The 20,517-nt window shown below is 37.5% G+C and carries 19 protein-coding genes and 1 tRNA gene; 15 read left to right on the plus strand and 5 right to left on the minus strand.

The window, feature by feature from the left end; translation table 11 throughout:
• Positions 1 to 47: 47 nt before the first annotated feature.
• The 14 genes from BUW93_RS06925 (at position 48) to BUW93_RS06990 (ending at position 12,989) form a co-directional block, all read left to right on the plus strand.
• Positions 48 to 398 carry a SpoIIAA family protein gene (locus BUW93_RS06925; RefSeq protein ID WP_081210505.1) on the plus strand — a complete coding sequence of 117 codons (351 nt, stop codon included), beginning with the start codon at positions 48 to 50 and terminating at the stop codon, positions 396 to 398.
• A 56-nt stretch (positions 399 to 454) separates the two neighbouring features.
• Positions 455 to 527: transfer RNA gene (locus BUW93_RS06930), tRNA-Met, on the plus strand.
• 271 nt (positions 528 to 798) lie between these two features.
• Positions 799 to 2,280 (plus strand): type I restriction-modification system subunit M, encoded by a 1,482-nt coding sequence (locus tag BUW93_RS06935; protein WP_081210507.1) that lies wholly within the window; start codon positions 799 to 801, stop codon positions 2,278 to 2,280.
• Entirely contained in the window at positions 2,280 to 3,026 is a 747-nt protein-coding gene (locus tag BUW93_RS06940) for a DUF4145 domain-containing protein (RefSeq protein WP_081210509.1), read from the plus strand. Before BUW93_RS06935 ends, BUW93_RS06940 begins: the two co-directional genes overlap by 1 nt.
• Positions 3,026 to 4,492, plus strand: a complete 1,467-nt coding sequence (locus BUW93_RS06945) for a type I restriction-modification system subunit M (RefSeq protein WP_081210511.1) — start codon at positions 3,026 to 3,028, stop codon at positions 4,490 to 4,492. The genes BUW93_RS06940 and BUW93_RS06945 overlap by 1 nt, the downstream gene beginning before the upstream one ends.
• Complete coding sequence (locus BUW93_RS06950; protein WP_081210513.1) at positions 4,492 to 5,691, plus strand: restriction endonuclease subunit S; 1,200 nt, start codon at positions 4,492 to 4,494, stop codon at positions 5,689 to 5,691. Before BUW93_RS06945 ends, BUW93_RS06950 begins: the two co-directional genes overlap by 1 nt.
• 1 nt (position 5,692) lies before the next feature.
• Positions 5,693 to 6,058 carry a hypothetical protein gene (locus tag BUW93_RS06955; RefSeq protein WP_081210515.1) on the plus strand — a complete coding sequence of 122 codons (366 nt, stop codon included), beginning with the start codon at positions 5,693 to 5,695 and terminating at the stop codon, positions 6,056 to 6,058.
• A 6-nt stretch (positions 6,059 to 6,064) separates the two neighbouring features.
• Complete coding sequence (locus BUW93_RS06960; RefSeq protein WP_081210517.1) at positions 6,065 to 6,577, plus strand: hypothetical protein; 513 nt, start codon at positions 6,065 to 6,067, stop codon at positions 6,575 to 6,577.
• Positions 6,574 to 7,275 (plus strand): hypothetical protein, encoded by a 702-nt coding sequence (locus BUW93_RS06965; protein WP_081210519.1) that lies wholly within the window; start codon positions 6,574 to 6,576, stop codon positions 7,273 to 7,275. The genes BUW93_RS06960 and BUW93_RS06965 overlap by 4 nt, the downstream gene beginning before the upstream one ends.
• Positions 7,263 to 7,892 carry a hypothetical protein gene (locus tag BUW93_RS06970; RefSeq protein WP_081210521.1) on the plus strand — a complete coding sequence of 210 codons (630 nt, stop codon included), beginning with the start codon at positions 7,263 to 7,265 and terminating at the stop codon, positions 7,890 to 7,892. The genes BUW93_RS06965 and BUW93_RS06970 overlap by 13 nt, the downstream gene beginning before the upstream one ends.
• 11 nt (positions 7,893 to 7,903) lie before the next feature.
• The gene (locus BUW93_RS15015; protein WP_198536992.1) at positions 7,904 to 8,719 is read left to right on the plus strand and encodes a GIY-YIG nuclease family protein; all 816 of its coding nucleotides are present in this window, start codon (positions 7,904 to 7,906) and stop codon (positions 8,717 to 8,719) included.
• 96 nt (positions 8,720 to 8,815) lie between these two features.
• Complete coding sequence (locus BUW93_RS06980) at positions 8,816 to 9,337, plus strand: hypothetical protein (protein WP_232778326.1); 522 nt, start codon at positions 8,816 to 8,818, stop codon at positions 9,335 to 9,337.
• Positions 9,327 to 10,013, plus strand: a complete 687-nt coding sequence (locus BUW93_RS06985; protein ID WP_081210523.1) for a nucleotidyl transferase AbiEii/AbiGii toxin family protein — start codon at positions 9,327 to 9,329, stop codon at positions 10,011 to 10,013. Before BUW93_RS06980 ends, BUW93_RS06985 begins: the two co-directional genes overlap by 11 nt.
• Before the next feature lie 3 nt (positions 10,014 to 10,016).
• Positions 10,017 to 12,989 (plus strand): type I restriction endonuclease subunit R, encoded by a 2,973-nt coding sequence (locus tag BUW93_RS06990; protein WP_081210525.1) that lies wholly within the window; start codon positions 10,017 to 10,019, stop codon positions 12,987 to 12,989.
• Positions 12,990 to 13,068: 79 nt separating this feature from the next.
• Here the strand turns inward: BUW93_RS06990 and BUW93_RS06995 are convergent, their stop codons facing one another.
• From BUW93_RS06995 to BUW93_RS15020, 3 genes are all read right to left on the minus strand, one after another.
• Positions 13,069 to 13,587: a hypothetical protein gene (locus BUW93_RS06995; RefSeq protein WP_232778327.1), complete on the minus strand. Its 519-nt coding sequence runs from the start codon at positions 13,585 to 13,587 to the stop codon at positions 13,069 to 13,071.
• A 286-nt stretch (positions 13,588 to 13,873) separates the two neighbouring features.
• Complete coding sequence (mobB, locus tag BUW93_RS07000) at positions 13,874 to 14,899, minus strand: MobB family relaxase (protein ID WP_081210529.1); 1,026 nt, start codon at positions 14,897 to 14,899, stop codon at positions 13,874 to 13,876.
• Entirely contained in the window at positions 14,899 to 15,423 is a 525-nt protein-coding gene (locus BUW93_RS15020) for a BfmA/BtgA family mobilization protein (protein WP_081210531.1), read from the minus strand. The genes mobB and BUW93_RS15020 overlap by 1 nt, the downstream gene beginning before the upstream one ends.
• 1,338 nt (positions 15,424 to 16,761) lie before the next feature.
• On the opposite strand from BUW93_RS15020, the gene BUW93_RS07010 reads away from it, so the two are divergent.
• Complete coding sequence (locus tag BUW93_RS07010) at positions 16,762 to 17,871, plus strand: hypothetical protein (RefSeq protein WP_081210533.1); 1,110 nt, start codon at positions 16,762 to 16,764, stop codon at positions 17,869 to 17,871.
• A gap of 392 nt (positions 17,872 to 18,263) precedes the next feature.
• On the opposite strand, the gene BUW93_RS07015 is transcribed toward BUW93_RS07010, so the two are convergent.
• Both BUW93_RS07015 and BUW93_RS07020 read right to left on the minus strand, forming a co-directional pair.
• A complete protein-coding gene (locus BUW93_RS07015) occupies positions 18,264 to 19,361 on the minus strand; it encodes a hypothetical protein (protein ID WP_081210535.1) in 1,098 nt (365 codons plus the stop codon).
• Positions 19,362 to 19,363: 2 nt separating this feature from the next.
• Positions 19,364 to 20,146: an RNA polymerase sigma factor gene (locus BUW93_RS07020; RefSeq protein ID WP_081210537.1), complete on the minus strand. Its 783-nt coding sequence runs from the start codon at positions 20,144 to 20,146 to the stop codon at positions 19,364 to 19,366.
• Positions 20,147 to 20,517 lie beyond the last annotated feature (371 nt).

Here is a 20,517-nt window from a genome sequence, read left to right on the forward strand (position 1 = left end):
ATTTTCTTTTTTTAACTTGGAGATTGTATTAACCCATTTGTACCATAATGGAAGAAACTTTCACATTTGCAGAAAATGTTATTGGCTTCATAGTCAATGAAGAAATCGACCAAAAGAAAATGGAAGAGATCCTGGCTACAATTAAAGATCGCTTAGAAGTGGTTTCCCCAATTTGTTTGTACCTGGAGGACGCATCAGATGAAGGTATTTCAATCCTGGCTTTTTTGAAAACTCTTGAATTTCATTTTTCCCATCCGAAGGACTTTGAAAAGATAGCCGTTGTCACTGACGATAAGCTTTTTAAAAAATCTATGGAATTAAAAAATCTTCTGGTTTATGCGAAGGTAAAATCCTTTGAAAGAAAAGAGCGACTCAGTGCTATGAATTGGATGATATAATAATTACAATAAAGCTTTGGAGAAATAAAAAATGACTGTATATTTGCAGTCGATATCGCGGGATAGAGCAGTAGGTAGCTCGTCGGGCTCATAACCCGAAGGTCACTGGTTCGAGTCCAGTTCCCGCTACTAGCAAAGACAAGGCTTCACAGAAATGTGAAGCCTTTCCTTTTTGCTCTGGGTACAGAATAGGTACAGAATAACTCCTTATTCAAAAGCAAATTTTTAATTGATATTAATTGTTTCTATTTACCTGTGATTTTAATGAATGTAGTTTGATCCCGAATTAAGCTTAGGATTTTTTTTAACATTCCTCTAAGATTTTTCTATATTTACTGCAGGCTGAAAAACTTCCCTACACTTATTTCAGCTGTTCAATTTCAATTAATTGACTTTTCTAATGCAGAAAGAAAAAATCACCCTATCTCAACTTGAGCAATATTTATCTAAAGCTGCCTGGATCCTTAAAGGACCGGTAGATGCTTCAGATTTTAAAGTTTATATATTCCCGCTGCTTTTCTTTAAGCGCATCTCTGATGTATATGATGAAGAGTATCAGAAAGCCTTAGAGGAATCTGATGGAGATCAGGAATACGCCTCTTTACCAGAATTTCACCGTTTCGAAATCCCGAAAGATTGCCATTGGCGAGATGTACGGGAAACAACAAATAACGTTGGTCAAAAAATAGAAGAAGCTTTACGCTGTATTGAACAGGCAAACCAGAATTATCTCTATGGCATTTTCGGTGATGCCCAATGGAGCAACAAAAATAAACTATCAGATAGATTGCTAATCGATCTGGTAGAGCATTTTTCCCAATACAATTTATCAAATGAGCTGGTAGATCCTGATATGTTGGGTCAGGCTTATGAATATCTGATCAAACACTTCGCTGATCTTACCAATAAGAAAGCCGGGGAATTTTATACTCCGCGCTCTGTAGTTCATTTACTCGGATTGATACTCGACCCTCATGAAGGGGAAAGCATTTATGATCCTGCCTGTGGTACCGGGGGAATGCTTCTTGAGTGTGTAGATCATCTTAAAGATAACAATGAAGATTACCGGACTTTAAAACTTTACGGACAGGAAAAAAATCTTACCTCCAGTTCCATAGCCAGGATGAATATGTTCCTGCACGGAATTGAAGATTTCCAGATCATACGTGGAGATACCCTAAGGCAACCTGCATTTTTTGAAGCTGATGGTTTACAAACATTCGATTGCGTAATTGCCAACCCACCCTTTTCTTTAAAGGAATGGGGAGCTGAAAACTGGGCTAATGATCCCTACGGAAGGAATATTGCCGGAGTACCTCCAAAAGGGAATGGAGATATGGCCTGGGTGCAGCATATGATTAAATCGATGAACAGTACCGGCCGGATGACCGTTGTTCTGCCACATGGAGCTTTATTCAGAAAAAACGCTGAAGGCAAGATTCGCAAAAAACTTATTGAGGATGATCTTCTGGAAGCAGTTATAGGTCTTGGTCCGAATATATTCTACGGAACTCAACTTTCTGCATGTGTTCTTGTTTTTAAACAGGTGAAGGAGGATGAGAAGAAAAAGAAAGTGCTGTTTATAGATGCTGCCGACCAGGTGCGGGTGGGAAGAGCACAAAACTTCCTTGAGCCGGAACATGTGCAACAAATTTATACCTGGTTCGGGGAATATAATGATGTGGAGAATCATGTGAAAGTGGCAGAGCTGGCGGAGATCAAAGAGAATGATTTTAACCTGAACATTCCACTTTATGTGGAGAAAATCATAGAAGATGATCTGCCTTCTGTGGAAGAGGCACTGGCTGATTTAAAACAGGCGTGGAATGACAGTTTAGAAGCAGAAGAAAAGTTTAAAAATATATTGCAAAAATTCATTTAATGCTTAATGAAATAAATAGAAATAGTTGGGTGAATTTTAAATTTATTCCATCAAAAAAACCAAATTGGGTATGTCCTACTTGTGGAGTATATAGTCTGAGGTTTGAAGATGAATGGTTCAAAAGAAAACCAAATTCCGTGACTGCAAAAGAAAACCCGAAATACTTTAGAAACTTTCCTGAAAAGGCTAAGTATCAGTTTACTGGTTTTTTAAACTGTGAAAATCCTAGTTGTAGAGAAAATGTGGCAGTTGTAGGTATATCCGGGAATTTTCCAGAATTCAGTAAGAGACATACCACTTATTTTATACCTAAATTTTTTTACCCTCCGCTACAAATATTTCCGATATCTGAGAAGTGTCCAAAAGAGCTTGAAGAACATATTCGCCGATCATTTAGTCACTATTTCAATGATCCTGCAGCAGCTGCAAATGCCTTGAGAACAGCAATTGAATTTATTATAAGTGAGCAAGGAATTGCAAAATTCTGTGAAAAGGGGAAATTGAAAAGTCTCCATTCAAGGCTTGAAGAGTTTGGAAGGGAAAGGCCAGAATTAAGCGATTTTTTAATTGCAACAAAATGGGTTGGAAATGCGGGAAGTCATATGGAAGGGGTTGATATAAATAAATTATTAGATGGCTATGAATTCCTTCAGCACTGTATACATGAAATATATGATAAGGTTGAACGTGAATCTGAGCTTAGAGCAAAAGCAAAAAAAATTATCAACTCACAAAGAAGGACTTAATGACCCAACAACAACTTGAAAAATATCTCTGGGGGGGCGCTACTACTTTACGTGGGACCATAGATGCCGGAGATTATAAACAATATATTTTTCCGCTACTTTTTTATAAGCGTATCTGTGATGTTTATGATGAGGAATTTGAGAATGCATTAAAAGAAAGTGACGGAGACTTGGAGTACGCTTCTTTTGAAGAGAATCATAGATTCCAGATCCCTAAAGGAGCGCATTGGAATGAGGTGAGGGAAACCACTACGAATGTGGGAATGGCTATACAAGAGGCTATGCGGCAGATTGAAAAAGCCAATCCCGATACCCTTTATGGAATATTTGGTGATGCCAGCTGGACCAATAAAAACAGACTTAGCGATGAAACTCTAACTGACCTTATAGAACACTTTTCTCAGCATAAATTGAATCTTGCGAACGTTCCCGATGATCAACTGGGTAATGCTTATGAATACCTGATCAAGGAGTTTGCAGATGATAGCGGACATACGGCCGCTGAATTCTATACCAACAGGACAGTGGTAAAGCTAATGACTATGATCATGGATCCGCAGCCGGGGGAAAGTGTTTATGATCCCACCTGTGGCTCCGGAGGATTGCTTTTAAATTGCGCTTTACACCTCAGAGATGAAGGGAAGGAGTACCGCACGCTTAAATTATACGGGCAGGAAATTAATTTGATTACTTCTGCAATTGCCCGTATGAATATGTTTCTACACGGGATAGAAGAGTTTCAGATTGTGCGGGGTGATACTTTGGCGCGACCATCTTTCCTGGAATATGACGAACTGAAGAAATTTAATGTAATCCTTGCTAATCCACCTTACTCAATTAAATCATGGGACCGAAAAAGTTTTGATAATGATCCTTATGGAAGAAATCTTTGGGGTACGCCCCCACAAGGCTGTGCCGATTATGCTTTTCAGCAACATATCCAAAAGAGTTTAGATACAGAAAATGGCCGCTCTATTTCCCTCTGGCCTCACGGAATCCTATTTAGAGATTCTGAGGCGGCAATGCGAAGGAAAATGATAGAAGAGGACCTGGTTGAATGTGTTATTGGATTAGGACCTAATCTATTTTATAACTCTCCTATGGAAGCTTGTTTGTTGATAACAAGAACCAAAAAGCCGGAACACAAGGAAGGGCAAATTCTTTTTATAAATGCAGTGAATGAAGTTAGACAGGAGAAAACAATGGGGTTTTTAGAACAGGCTCATATTGATAAAATTTTTAATGCCTATTCTAATTTCGATAATGAAGAAGATTTTGCTGCTTTAGTAAGTAAAGATGAGGTTCTTCAAAATGGCGGAAATATGTCTGTTAGCTTGTACGCAAGAGCTAATAAATATGACGCAGATAAAAATGAGAGTTTTGCGGAGGCTTATGATAACTGGGAAAAATCATCCAGTAAATTAAAAGTCTCTATGGAGCAACTTTTTGAAACCCTGGAAAATTAATGGAAGCGATATTGGAACAAGAATTAAAGCTTGATAAATCTTCCTGGCAAAAGGTGAGATTTGGAGACGTAGTTAAAGAACCCAAAGAATCAGTAAAAAATCCTGTAGCCTCAGGAATTCAACACGTAATTGGTCTTGAACATATAGAACCGGAAGATATACATCTAAGAAATCACGCCACGCTGGAAGAAAGTACAACTTTTACAAAAGCTTTTAAAAAAGGAGATGTGCTCTTTGGAAGAAGACGAGCATATCTAAAGAAAGCTGCGCTGGCACCATTTTCCGGAATTTGTTCAGGAGATATTACAGTATTTAGAGCTAAGGAAAACCTGCTTCCGGAAATACTTCCATTTATAGTTAACAATGATAAATTCTTTGACTACGCTGTAAAACATTCTGCGGGTGGACTTTCTCCCCGGGTAAAGTTTAAAGATCTTGCTAAGTACGAATTCCTCTTCCCGCCAAAAGACCAGCAAGCGCAATTAGCCGAATTGCTTTGGGCGATGGATGAGGTGATTGAGAAGAATAATAACCTGCTAAAAAAATCTATCGGTTCAAAAAAGTCATTTTTTAATGATGTATTGTATCAAAAAGATGAAAAAGTAAATTCGTTCTTTAAATCAAAATATCCAGTTGTCAAACTGGGGAAGCTACTGGAAAAAATTCAATACGGTATTTCAGAAAGTCTTTCGGAAGAAAAAGTTGGTGTCCCAATCCTTAGGATGAATAATTTACAAGGGGGAACCCTTGATGTAACAGACTTAAAATATTATTCTCCAGTAAATGAAGAGTTGAAAGACTTTATGCTAAAGAAAGGAGATATTTTATTTAACAGGACCAACAGTTTTGACCTGGTAGGGAAAGTAAGCATTTTCCGAGAGGAGAAAGACTACAGTTTCGCTTCTTATCTAATTAGGCTTAAAGTTGATAATACACAACTTGACTCAGAATTTTTAAATTTTTTCCTTAACAGTGCCGTTGGTTTATCTAAAATCCGCAAATATCGAACTCCAGGCGTAAATCAAAGTAATATAAATGCTCAGAGTCTTAAGAAAATTAACCTACCCTATCCACCTTTAGAAACCCAAAAGAAGTTAATGCAAAAAATCAGAAGTTTCGAGATTGCTGAGGATAACTTAAATGAGGCTATTAATAGTGCTAAAGCTCTTCAAAAAAGCCTAATCAACCAGATATTTTAAGATGAGTGAAAAAAGCAACATTATCGAGTATCTAAAAAACACCTTTGCTGCAGCCTCAGTTAACAGCAGTAATACCAGTTATTCCAACATTAATAAGTCAAAACAGGTTTGGTGGTTTAATGTTCCTGTGCGAAAATTTGATGATGAGGTTAATTTATTGCTTAAAGGGGAGGAAGAAATCATCTGGGTTAAGTTGCCTAAAGATTTTGTTACTAACCTGGAGTCGAAATTTAAAATAAGGCAGGATAAAGATGCCGTAGATCTGGAAATTTCAGCAGATAGATCTTACCTCTATTTAAAAGATGTAAAGTCCGGTGGGAAACATTTTGATTTTAAGCCTTATGTAAAAGAGAGATTTAAATTTTAAAAAAATATGAAATACACCGGCCCTTATTGCTACACCTTATTTCTTTCCGGAGAAGAAGAGAAGAGAGTTTTATCTAAAAAAGAATCTGATGGAAAACCAACCAATTTTAAGCGACCTCTAACCTTAACCAAAACTCCAAAGATCTATATACTAAAGAGCAAAGATAAAATAGTTTATGTGGGTTATGCCAGTCAATCAATAGGAACAAGACTATCCCAGGGGATTAAAGCAAAAGGGCTAAATGGATATCACGGCTATAAATGGAAACAGGTAGATGAACTTGAGTTATTGGTTTATGTTTTTGATCATGAATTAAATGGAGGTAAACACAAAAATGATAAACCTTTTACCTTATTGGCGGAAGCTGTAGAAGCTGAGCTGGTGTATAAAGTTAGAGAAGAGACAGGGAAGTGGCCGGAGTTTCAGAATGAAATTCATTTTAATAATGAAGAACGGGCCTGGGCTAAGAGAATAGCAGGGGAAATTTATGAAAAAACAATGCTTGAACTCGCTTTATGATCTATGCCGTAAAACATAATAAAGTTGACCGTAATCAATTTAAACTGAATGAGGATTCCCTGACCTCTTCGGTTTTTGAAAGGTTGATGTATCTACCGAAAGAAATGTTTCAGCATATTCTGGAAAAGGCTTTATATGATACCATTCCGGGACTGGATTTAACCAGCATTGATAGTGTGGAATACTGGCCTAACTGGAGTGCCAATGGAACAAGTAATAGCACTCACGTTCAACCAGATGTTTTTATCCGTACCCGGAAGTCGGATATTATCATTGAAACCAAACGCTATGATATTAAACAGCAGGATCCTTTCCAGTGGAAGAAACAGGTAATTGCTTATCACACTGAATATGGGGAAGAACAAAAGGAACTAATTTATATAGCCCTGGGTGGGCTCAATAGTAATAAGACAGAACCTGTTCTTCATGATTATTATAACACAAAAATTTACAAATGTAAATGGCAAAGAATATTGGATGTGGTAAAAGAGGTTTTATACAGGCTTGAATCTACTTATGATTTGACTAACAATCATACTGCCATTCATAATATTCTAAGTGATATCATTTTGGCTTTCGGGATGTATGGCTTTTTTACAGGGGAATGGATAGAAAGATTTATAAAACCAGAGTCTTTATCTATTTCAAATTTAAATAAGATGCAAGACCTAAATAATATTTCAGAATGGAAAAATTAAATAAGCCGGATTTAACGAATCTATTTCAAGATGTACGGTCTTCGTATAGGCTATTAGCTTTATATCAAAAACGGCTACTGGATCTTGTGAATTACATTGGAAATCAGTACAGTCTTGATTTTGAAAGAGGTGGCCCACAATTTTGTAAAGCCGGGGGTAATGGCAAATATTTTAACCTTGATTACTCTGGGTGGAACTATTTGGTACTATATTTCTATTCCTTCAAATTTTCCCCGATCAGGATAGGTGAAGATATTTATCGTTTTCGGATAATTCATCAGGCTGATACCGGATTCTATGATAACGGAGACACGAAACTCTCAAAGCTCGCAATAGATAATTTTAATGAGGTGGATGAATCTGAGACCCGTTTGTTTCTGATTCTTTGTAAAAACGATGATTCTTTTCCCCTTAAAGATTTTTTACCTCCACATTTATCAAAAGATTCAAATGGAATTCTAAAGAGTGAAAATGAAGATTGGGTAGGAGTTTCTTATGATATGATGGAATTTATTAATAAAGAAGCCACCGACAAAGTTCTTCGTGATTTTAATGAGGTGATAAAATCAACTTTTAATATTGAAATTCTAAAAGGAAGAGAAGACGTTGTATCCTAAATAATTTAAATATGACTTTACACGCAGCCATAGAACAAGTACTTGCACAGGAAAAAATAAAGATGACTCCGGTAGAGATTGCCGAAGCTCTAAACAAGAATAGCTGGTATTCCAAAAAGGATGGTTCTGTGATTAAAAGCAGTCAGATAGGTGCAAGGATTAAGAATTATCCACATTTATTCAGGAAAGAAGGTTCCCTTATTTCTTTGAAAAGCAATACGGGAATTAAGAAACCTGCTATTTCAAAACCTAAAGGAAAAGTCGGTTTAAGTGGTGCAAATTTAAAACCTGAACTGGCTTTAAAAGTTTTAATGAATGAAAAAAACTTTAAACCGGCCGGTGAGATAGATGGTGATTTACCCGATATACCTGGCTTATATTGTTTACGAATTCCACGGCCGGAAACTCTACCTGGTTCTTTTTCTTCAGTTTTAAAATCACGCGAGCATAATATTATTTATATAGGAATCGCTTCTAAAAGCTTACGCAAACGGCTTAATCAGGAATTAAGAGCCAAAGGTCACGGTACATTTTTCAGAAGTATAGGGGCGGTATTAGGTTATGTCCCGGAGAAGGGTTCTTTGGTTGGGAAAAGAAATCAGAATAATTACAGGTTTGCAAAAGAGGATGAAAAGAAGATTATAGCCTGGATCAACGAAAATTTTCTGGTGAACTGGATTCAGCTGGAAGAGAATTTAAACAGTTTTGAGGCTGTGCTTTTAAATGAACACCTGCCTTTATTAAATATCGCCGGGAATCCCGGGGCTCTGGAGGAAATTACCTTACTTAGAAATAAGTGTAAACAAATTGCACGAACTGAAGATTAAATATCGTGTATCGCGATACGCGATAAAAATAAATAAAATGCTGATATTTTGAGTTTTAAATGTTAATATTGCATATCGCGATATGCAATAAACGTTATGAAAGCATTAAATACACAAATGAAACCCCAGGATATCGTATTGCTATTAAAGCTTATTAGCATTAATGATAACTCTTGGAAACAACAAATAGTAGCTGAGGCTTTAGGGATGAGTCAATCTGAAGTAAGTGAATCAGTAGCCCGATCGAAGTATTCAGGGCTTTTAGATCCTAAAGGAAAGAAAGTGATGAAAATGGCTTTTATGGACTTTTTACAATTTGGTTTAAAGTATGTATTTCCGCAAAAGCCGGGACCGGTGGTTCGTGGAATTCCTACTTCGCATTCAGCATTGCCATTGAGTGAACAGATAGCAAGTAATGAAAACTATGTCTGGCCTTATGCTAAAGGACCTGTAAGAGGTCATAGCATTATCCCTTTATATTCCTCCGTTCCCGAAGCGGCCTTAAATGATAATGCTTTACATGAATTACTCGCCCTGGTTGATGCCCTTCGCGTGGGTAGAGTGAGAGAACGAGAGCTAGCATTAAACGAGCTAAAAAAACGCATAATTGGAGAATAGAACTATTAATATTTCAACGGTAGAAGAAGTTGCTCATGGCCTCCGGCATTTCAAAGATAAAATGGTTTTTGTAGGCGGGTCGGTAGTTAGTTTGTATACCGATGATCCAGCGGCAGATGAAATCAGACCAACAAAGGATATTGATTTGACTCTAAATGTTATAAACCTTGGTCATTGGCAAAAATTACAGGAAGAATTAGCCGAATTGGGCTTTTATCCCGATCCACAGGGACAGTCTATTTGTAGTTATAAGTTTAATAAAATTCCGGTGGATATCATGTCTACCGAAGATGGCCCGTTTGGCCCTTCCAATCCCTGGTATAAGATTGGATTTGAGAATTTATGGACAGCTACTGCAAATTCCGAGGAAATCAAAATTTTATCAGCCCCCTGTTTTCTGGCCACCAAATTTGAAGCATTTAATAATCGTGGTGGAGATTACCGCTGGAGTCACGATCTGGAAGATGTTATCTACGTCATAGATAACCGCACAAGTATTGTCCAGGAAATTAAGGATGAGGTGCTGGAAATCCGGGAATTTCTGCGCACAGAATTAAAGAAGTTTACGGACAATGATATCCTGGAGGAGATTCTTACGGCATATATTCACCCTCTCATGCTAGAAGAACGGATGCCACTGGTAATTGAAAAAATCAATCAAATAATTGAAGATTAAGATATGGCCTTTAACGAACTCAACAGCGTCGAGCACTACATCATTCATAAATTAAGTGGAGAAAATCTTAATAATGGTGATGTTGCAGAACCGGAGCAGACCTACGGAAAGTGGTGGGAATATAAGTCGGCGAATGAGCTGAAGAGGAACGTCAATGAGATTTTAAATGAAGAGGAGCTGAAAAAGGCCTTAATAAGACTCAACCCTGAAATAAAAGCGCGGCCAGAATTAGCGGATGAAGTTATTTACAAACTAAGAGCTGTACTTATTGCTGTAAACCAAACCGGATTAGTTAAAGCAAATGAAGAATTTTTTAAGTGGTTAAGAGGAGATAAAACAATGCCCTTTGGAGAAAACAACAGGCATGTTCCTGTAAAGCTTGTTGAATTTGATAAGGAGAAGCTTCGGAAAAATAAGTATCATATTACGAATCAGTACAGGGTTCATTTTCGGGAAACCAAAATTCCGGATATAGTCCTTTTCATCAATGGGATTCCTGTCGTAATTGGAGAAGCAAAAACTCCAATAAGACCTTCCATAAGCTGGCTGGATGGAGCGAATGAAATCCATAATATTTATGAAAATTCGGTCCCGCAGTTGTTTGTGCCTAATATTCTTTCTTTCGCAACAGAAGGGAAAGAATTATACTATGGTGCTGTAAGAACTCCTCTTGAATTTTGGTCTCCCTGGCGTTTAGAAGATGATGAGGAAAATTTGGCAAAGCGTTTAGGCTTAGGAGAAATAGGGAAGGAGTTAACAGATTTAATGCATCCAGAAAAGTTATTGGATATTCTTCAAAATTTTTCTTTATTTTCTTCTGATAAAAAGAGTAGGAGAATAAAAATAATACCTCGATTTCAGCAGTATGAAGGAGCCAATAAAATTGTTGAAAGGGTAAAAGAGGGAAAGATAAAGAAAGGATTAATCTGGCATTTTCAAGGATCAGGTAAATCCCTGCTTATGATGTTTGCAGCACAGAAACTAAGAAGAGCTCCGGAACTGAAAAGCCCTACGGTTTTAGTATTAGTAGACCGAACCGATCTGGACTCTCAGATTTCCGGTGATTTTAATGCAGCTGATATCCCAAATGTAGAGACCACTTCCAGTATTCAGGAATTACAGAAATTATTGGAAAGAGATACCCGGAAGATAATTGTTTCTATGATCTTCAAATTTCGGGATGCGAAACCCAATATGAATACGAGGGAAAATATTATTGTCCTTGTAGATGAAGCCCACCGGACTCAGGAAGGCGATTTGGGAATGCAGATGCGAGCGGCCTTGCCTAACGCATTTCTTTTTGGTCTAACCGGAACGCCCGTTAATAAAGCAGAAAAAAACACTTTTTGGGCTTTCGGTGCCGAGGAAGATCAGGGGGGTTATTTATCCAGATATACATTTCAGGACTCTCTAAGAGATGAAGCTACCAAACCCCTTCATTTTGAACCAAGGTTGGTAGATGTTCATGTGGACAAAGAAACTCTGGATAAAGCTTTTGAGGAATTTAGAGAGAGTGCCGCCTTAAGTGATGAAGAGGCAGATGCAATAAACAGACGCTCAGCTAAAATGGCTATTTTTCTTAAATCCCCGGAACGGATTTCAAAGATCGTTGGTGATATTGCCCATCATTTTCGTGAAAAAGTAGAACCACATGGTTTTAAAGCCATGATAGTAACTCCAGACAGATATGCCTGTGTGCAGTATAAAGAGGAATTAGATAAACACTTTCCGGAAGAAACAAGCGAGGTAGTAATTTCAACCTCAGCGAATGATCCGCAGGAATTCAAGCACAAATGGGGAATAGATAAAAGCGAGCAGACGCGAATAGTGGACAGGTTTAAGGATTCCAAAACGGAGTTAAAATTCCTTATAGTTACAGCAAAACTTCTCACAGGTTTTGATGCGCCGGTGCTGCAGACTATGTACCTGGATAAATCTCTCAAGGACCATACCTTGTTACAGGCAATCTGTAGAACGAATAGGGTATATCCCGGAAAGAATTATGGTAGAATTGTAGATTATTTTGGAGTTTTTGATGACACTGCAAAAGCTTTGGAATTTGATGAAAATACCATAAAGCAAATCATTTCTAATCTATCTGTACTGCGGGAAAAATTACCGGAAGCAATGGCTGAAACCTTAGCCCATTTTGAGGGAGTGGACCGAGATTTAGATGGTTTTGAAGGTCTGGAGGCAGCACAAAATGCCATCAATACCGATGAAAAAAAGGATGAGTTCGCCAAGGATTATAAATATCTATCCAAGATATGGGAATCTCTTTCTCCCGACAGAATTTTGGACCTTTTTGCGAAAGACTATAAATGGCTAACCCAGGTATATGAATCAGTCCGACCAGCTTCAGATAACACAGGTAAGTTATTATGGTTTGCTTTAGGAGCCCAGACTACTAAACTTATTCATGACAATGTTCATGTAGGTGATGTTCATAATCTGGAAGAGTATGTTCTGGATGCAGATGTGATAGAGGATATCTTCAATAATCCGGATCCCAGAAACGCTAAACGTCTTGAGAAAATGCTGATAAAGCGTTTTAAGAAGCATGGAAATGATCCGAAGTTTAAGAAGTTGAGTGATCGCCTGGAAGAATTGCGGGACAGGGCCGAGCAGGGGCTTATTACCTCCATAGAATTTGTAAAAGAGCTCTGTAAAATCGCTAAAGAAACAGTTCAGGCAGAAAAAGAAGTTGAGCAAATGGTACAGGAAAAAACACCTCAAGCTGCTTTAACAGAACTATTTCTTGAACTTAAAACCAATCAAACTCCAGCTGTCGTTTCAAGAATTGTTGAAGATATAGATTCCATTGTGCGTATCGTTCGCTTTCCCGGCTGGCAGGGTACAGCGGCAGGGGAAAGAGAAGTGCAACAGTCTCTTCGAAAATCATTGCTGAAGTATAAACTACATAAAGACCAGGTGCTCTTTGATAGGGCGTATGGGTATATAAAAGAATATTATTAGAGGGGGAGATGATGAAACTTTTATTTTTCCTTCTCTTATACTTGTCTTCAAATTTATTTTATGATTGCTCTCTCAATTTTCACAACGGCTCCTCATAGTTTTTATTCTTACTAGTATGCAAGTTGTTCCGATTTTGGCCTGGTTGCTTCACCCTTTGATTATGTTTTATTTCGTCGGCCTTTATCATCCAATTTTGCGCACAAGCCTGCCAGTTTGTGATCGGATTTTTCCCATTTAATTTCCAACCTATAGATTCGTAAAAATTATAAAATTTTTCAGCCTCCAGAGCACTTTTATTTTCTTTTTTGAAAAACTCAATAACTACTTGTTCATTTTTTGGACCTATTTGTTTATAAGAGTTTATTATATGTTTACTATTATCTTTATTAAAAGAGACCATTTTTTGAACAGATGACTGTTCAGAAACTGGATACCTCTTATTCATTTTTTGAACAGAGCGCGCATCAAATCTGAACATCTCAACGAGTGAACCAATTTGCGGATTATTGGAGGGGTGGTATTGAAGGTAGCCCCAGTTTTTTAGATCCTTAAGTAATTTATGATAGGTTGTCCTGGAACGTATTTTGGCCAGAGCCATCACCTGTTTACTGTTAACCATGATCGTTTTCGGAAAACGTTTCTGATTCCATAATTCAAAAAAGGCGAGATATAAGCTGCGGTGTGAGGACGATATTTTGTCGTCATCTGAGAATTTTCGCAAGGCTCCATTGAGATGGCGTATGTAGTTAACCTCCCTCATTTTCTTGGATTTTCAGGGTTGTAAATTGGTTTGCTTTTCCTGGGGGTTTTCTGATAATTCAATTCCGAATCTTGCTCCGAAAAAAATAAGATAAAATAGATGTTTAAAAGCATAACGGATAATTTTAATAACTGATAGAACTTGCTTTAATTCCGGTTTCGATGATTTTCTTTAGTTGTTTGTAAACGAACCCCACTTTATTCTGGGGCAGGTGTAATACAGGCAGTTGCAGTCCGGTTTGTCGAATCATCTTAAAAGCAATCTTTTTCTCGCTTATCCCCAGGTTTCTTAAGGACAGAAAATATTGTTTTGGATCCTTACTCAACGTCTTTCTGGCGGTATAGCTTTCCACGTAATTCCGGTTGTACTGGAACATCTTGTCAAAAGCTTTTTCAGAATTTTGAAAAAAACGATCCCGCTCAAAACCCCGCTTTACGATTTTGCCATGCATCTTCACTTCTGAAGCTTTGTATTTGCTGCCCGGGGAAAGGCTGTAAGAGTTTGAAGCATCTTTTCTGCTTACAATGATATGGATATGGCTTTGCAGTCCTTCTTTTTTCATTCCCGGTTCCACTACCTGGCCTCGAATTTTATAGGGAGCATCTCGGACCACCTTTTGAATTTCATTTTTAAGCTGCCGGGTATTTCCAGGTATTCCCCCACGTTCTACTTTGCCAAGTTCATTTTTCAATTTGGCAATCTGCTTACTGTAGGGTTTATTTTCCCGAATAGCTACATCATAACTTTTATAGGTTCGCTCATGTTCAATTTTGGCGAAATATTTAATGTCGTCAACATTGATGGGCCTTCCGCCTATCTCCCGGTTAAAGGAAGTGGCATATTCCTTCATAGCTTTACGAACAAAAGCCCGGAGTTTTTCAGGATTATTATGAATATGTTTTAATTCGTACTGGCTGGGGTTTATGGTGATAGAATAATATTTGGGTTCTTTGAGTTTTAACTTCGCTGTATTCCCATCGATCTCTTTAATTACCTCATACGGGCGTATTTTATCCTCATATTGATTAAAAAAATATTCCTTTTCCGACGAGCTTTTTCCCTGATTTTCTTTTTCCAGATAAGTCACAAAATCCCCTGCACTTTGTGAATAAGCGCCACCTAATTTTTGAGGAGAGATGGTGATATACATTAGGACCTGCGTTTGAAAGTTATTTTAACTCGTTCTAATTCTGACCGGGGGATATTTAACTTTAGATAATCCGGACCAAAAGGGGTACTCTTTATTTCGACATTATCTAGTAGGTACTCCAAATCTTTATTTGTTGCTTTTACTATTTTCTCAAGTCGGGTGATTTCTGATTTCATTTGCCCCAGGCTTTTTTCATTTGAGACAGAAATTTTTTCCCTTTTTGCAACTTCCACTTTTGGAACCGAACGCCCTTCCATTAGTAACTCAAGCATTAACAAACCTGGTTTGGTCTGGGTCTTTTCAATATTTTTGAGAATAGCAATAACGGCATCAATTCTTTTTTTAATAAGCTGTTCCAGGCTTACTTTTGAAGGCACTAAGGTTTCAAAAGGGGAGAGGTTATTTTTCTCAAAAAAGTCCAGAATCAGGTCTAAAGTTTCGGACTGGTTGCTATTGTTCTTTTTTGAAAACTCCCGGAACCTCTTTGCTGTATTTGCTTTTAATTGCAGCCTTGATTTTGACATAATGGATACTATTTTAATACTTGCTGGCTACAGCCATCATTGATTTTACAGACCCTTCCAGTGGGGTATATCCAGAAGGGTGGATATTTTTTAAAGTTTCAATTTTAAAAAGCCCTATAAAATCAGGCTTTTACTAAAAACGAAATCGAATAACACCGTGAAACGTGTTACCCTCTTGCTATTCGATTTCGTCCCGCAGGCGGGACAAAATTTTCATACATGTTGGTTTGCACCAACTGCATTTCTTTAAGGGAATTAAAAAAATCCCTTTAAAATTTTAAATGGGTGTAATTATTCAGCGAAAGTCAAATCAGTGGGATCTCTATTTTAAGAATCAACAGAAGATCACCACTTTAAGATACCAATTATAATAATTCAAATAAAATTTATTATTCATTTAATTTGATGCCTATTAGCCTGATTTGGTATAAAAACCCTCAATTTTTTAAAAATGAAAAAATTGAGACGGCAGATTTTTAATTTTAGATGGCAAGAAACCGTCAAAAATTTCCACCGTTAACCTGAAAAAATCCGACCCAAATTTGTCCTACCTAACCCACTCATTGAACTAATTTTTAAATGATTTACTTATTATATCCAGAGCATTTTCCTTTTTTTGTTTTTTAACCTCAGACTAGATCGGTCTTTTTAGGTTTTGAATTGATTCTACCTATTCCTTGCTGATTTACTTCCTATAGAGCCGTCACATTACCTTTTTTGATGCTTTTATTTTACAACATCCTGGCTTGGTAAAGCGTATAAAAAGAGAGGGCGAAGCCGGAACGGCTTTATGCCGCTGTCCAAGAAAGGATGTTGTTTTTTCGCGTCTTAAAAAGGGAGGGCTGTGAGGAGGAAGCTTAAATAGGATTAGGAAAAACCACTATTTTCTTCGGAAAGATAAGCTTCGATTTGAAATTTAATCAGGCGGACTTCATCGAAAAATTGCGAGCTGGAGTGAAGCGATCCGATATTTTCATCGGGTTAGCGTAACGGAAGTCGAAATTCTTCGATGGTGTCCAAGACCTTTATAGAGAAGCGCTTTTCCCGGAATGAAGCTTTTGCGAAATGTAGTGGAAATGGGCTGAACGGGTATTACAATAAACTGCAAAACATTAGTACACGACCAGTAATGTGAACTTTGGCTTCTAGCCCTCTAAAAAAATAAGACACCTAGAATTAGTTGATTAATACCAAATGAAGAAGATTTTGTTAGTCGAAACCGTCCACGTATGGGAGGGTTGGTTAATATTTAATAGCCATCTTCAACTTCGTTTTTAGAAATATCAACAACATTTTAAATTTACAATTGAAATCAGTCCAACTTATAATTTTACTGTAATGAAAACTGAATTTGAGAGAGAGGAATTCTTTAATCTATGCTGGGAAAAGAGTATTTTATGGTTTTGCAAAAACTATTTGATATCCTATCAGGAGTTTAAAAATACCTGTACTAAATATCAAATTCCATTACCGCCCAATGGATATTGGATGAAAAAAAAATTTAATAAGGAGATATTCAAACCGGAATTACCTAAAACCTCTGATGATGCCGGAAAAATTCACCTGGTATTAAGGACCAAAGAAAATTCAAAAAAACCTAAAACTGCCAAAAAACTTAAAGCAATAGATTCTGATTCCAAGTCATACGATTTAGAAGTTCCCAAACGATTATCAAAAAATCCGGATCCAATTATCCAGGAAATGTTATCTGATAATCCGAGGAAACATCCAATAGTAAATAATATTAGAGATTACACCAAAAGGTATAATTACGGAAGAATTTGGGTTAGTGCCTCAAAAAAGCCATATAAAAGAGCCCTGTGTTTTCTAGATACTTTTATTAAGGTGATGAAAGCAAGAGGCCATTATTTTTTATTCTGTTATGAGCGGGCCTACATTGTGATCGAGGGTATTGAAATTGCCATCCGGATGCGAGAGAGATCAAAGAGAGTTTATGAGATTGAAAAGTCTGGTTATCGATCTAGTAAATTAGTTCCGATTGGACTTTTAAGTCTTATTACGGGAGAGTATTCTTATGAAAAGGAATGGCAGGAAACTCCTAATAAAACACTTGCTGAAAAATTACCTTTAATCATTGAATATTTAGAAAGGGAAGCCCAGAGGGAAAGAAAATGGAAAGTAGAAAACGAAAAACGTTTAAAAAAAGAGGCTATTGAAAAGAAAAAGCAGGAGGAACGGGAAAGATTACAAAAGGAAGAAATTGAAAAATTGCGTTTTATTAAGCAAAAATCTGATCTCTGGCATGAGGCCAATAAACTTAGGGCTTTTTTGGAAGCATGTAATAAGAATAAAAATCTGACTGAGGAGATGAAGAAGCTTGTGGTATTTGGTTATCAAAAAGTAGACTGGCTGGATCCACTAGTTTCATCCAAAGATGAGCTGTTCGAGGATTTAGACCCCCATAAATTACTTGAAGAAATAAAATGATAAAAATATTAAAGGAGGATCCTTTTTCATAATAAGATTGGGTAGGCTTGTATTTTAGAAACTTATTTTCCGATATTGAATTTCAGCAAACGTTCTTTGAATTATATATATCCAATTAAAAATAGAGAACTCACGCCACTGTATATACCAAAGCATTTAGTGAGTACCACAATCTGCCTCACCTTACGGGTGTACAGGCACCCTCGTATTCTATTCGAATAATTTATAACAATCTGTAATTCAAAATTCGTCTAACTAGTTTGCAGTGTATGTACTTTGCGATTTTAAAATATTGCTAAGAGAAACCCACGCGTTGTATATGCTAAGCGCATTTAGTGAGTGAAATATTCACCTCACCTTGCGGGTGTACAAGCACCCTCATAATTTATCGTTTAATCTGTTATTAGTTCAATACCGGCTTTTTCGGCCTTGTATTTAATTTTGGTCATCAGGTCATAATAACTCCAGTTCCTTAGTACAAAAGCCTCCTCCCTGGCTATTTCAATCTTCTTCTCCTGATTCACTAAAACCAGTGTTCCTGCCTGGTGTTTTACACAGAAGTTGATAAGCTCCCTGCTATACACGTGCAATCGATGGTTTACATAATTATGCTCCTTTTCCCCATACCTGGCCATGGCCTTTGTTTTCCGCTTACGTCCATTTCCCGACCTGGCATATTTGACTCCCTCCCGGGTCCTTCTACAGGCGGCCTGTATCGCCAACCTTCGATATAGAAATTCTTCCCTGCTGCCGATGCTAAGCCTGGCTTTACCGATCTTCACCATAATGGGGTATTCCAGTGACAAGCTGGCTTCCGCAACCACTTCCGGCCGTAACCTGTGCTTTTCTTTTTCAATTTCAAAAGCGGCCAACATAAAGATCTTGCCATCTTTTAACTTAAGGTAGGAAGTACGCATCTTAATCTCTCCCTTTGTTAGCTGATGCATTAATTTCCACTTGTCGTCAAATGCTTTTCCCAAATAGGTTTTCACGGGAATGGAAAAGAACCGAAAGCAAAAGGCACTTTTTTCAGGCTTGAATTCCAGGCCACAAACCCCTTCCATGCTAAATGGGAAAGCCATTTCCTTTTTGAAACTATGTAAGGAACGCTCGCCTCTCCAATATTCCTCCCGGTTTTTATTGAAAGTACTTTGAATGCTGCTATTCAGTTGGGATAAAATGTTGGTAGGCATTTTTCCTTTGAAACGGTTGGATACCATCCGGTAGGTCGTGTTCATCCTCGAACGGTTGAAGATGCCAAGTTCATCTTTTTTTTCATCCACCAGTTTATATTTGACCCCTTCCGATAAATAGAAGAACTCCTGGATCATTTCCTGGACATAAAGATGGGAAACAATAAGGTTCGCAGCCTTATGGCAGCGGTGACGCCATTGATACAGCTTACTTTTAGCTTCCCGGCGTTCTTCCTCGGTAGGCAGATCGATCACCAATTGGATCCTTCGAGTGAGTGTTATCGTTTCCTTTCCCATAACTAAGCCGATTGTTGTTGTTCATGTTTGTGTTGTATTAGCTTATAGGCGGTCATAAATTCCTGGTGGACCTCCTTTTGGGAAAGGTTTAGCTCCCTGGCTATTGCAGCAAAAGAGTACTGCCTCTCATTACGAAGTCGCAAGACCTTTTTCTGTTCCTCGGTCATTTCCCCCTGTAGCTTTACCGCCAACAAGGGTTTTGGTTCGGTATTCAAAGTGCTTCCCTGATGGATGATATTTTTAATATCTTCTATCGCTCTTTTTACCTCGTTACTTGTATGGGTAATACTGAACCCCATTACCTGGCCAACCCTTTTATAGCGAAAATCATATTTTAAACAAAGCTCAATAAGATGTCTTCTCTTGGAGTTAAGTAGTGGAAAAACTTTTTTTATTCTGTCAAAGGCCTTTTGCTGCGCCTCGTGATCTTTATGGTGTTGAAGATCCTCCTTGGGATCATATCCAGCTAAATAGTCCTGGTAGTTCTCATAACTTTCCAGGGAATTGACGGTTCTGAAAAACTTATTTTTAGGTCGGACATAATAGGTGTAGCATTCCCTTTTCATTACCATCCGCAGGAAATAGTAAATATGTTCCGGTCGTTCTATCCTGTCTCTTTTCTCCCATAAAATTAGAAAGGTATCCTGTGCCAATGTTTCCACAGCAAAATCATCATCCAGAATTTGCCTGCCCACCCAGAAAATATTGCGGTAATATTTAGTGTATATAAATTCCAAAGCATCGGGATGCCCTTGTTGTAATAATTTAAAAATACGCTGTAACATAAGCAGTCGCTATTAAGCCAGAGGTAAATACCTCCAGAATTAAACTGAATTTAGCTTAAGCGAATTCTTATAAGATAAAGAGAAGATAGCTTTGAAAAGAATTGAGAAGGATGCCTGTTTTTTACAAACAAAAAAGGCGTGGAGACTCAACTTATCGATCTAAGGTACTGGTATACCACGCAACAATAAGCAAGCCCACGCCCGGGTCGTGAGCATTATGCTTATCCTCTCGTTGCTTAAAATTACCAGTTTTTAGATCGAGATTCAAAGCAAAATGCTTCTAATATTTTACTTTAAGAAGTTTCGCAAATATATTAATATGAAGTAAATATAATAATTTTTTTATTAATGCGGTCTGCAAACCGCATTAA

The organism is Salegentibacter sediminis, assembly GCF_002078605.1.
In the GTDB taxonomy this organism is placed as follows: Bacteria; Bacteroidota; Bacteroidia; order Flavobacteriales; family Flavobacteriaceae; genus Salegentibacter; species Salegentibacter sediminis.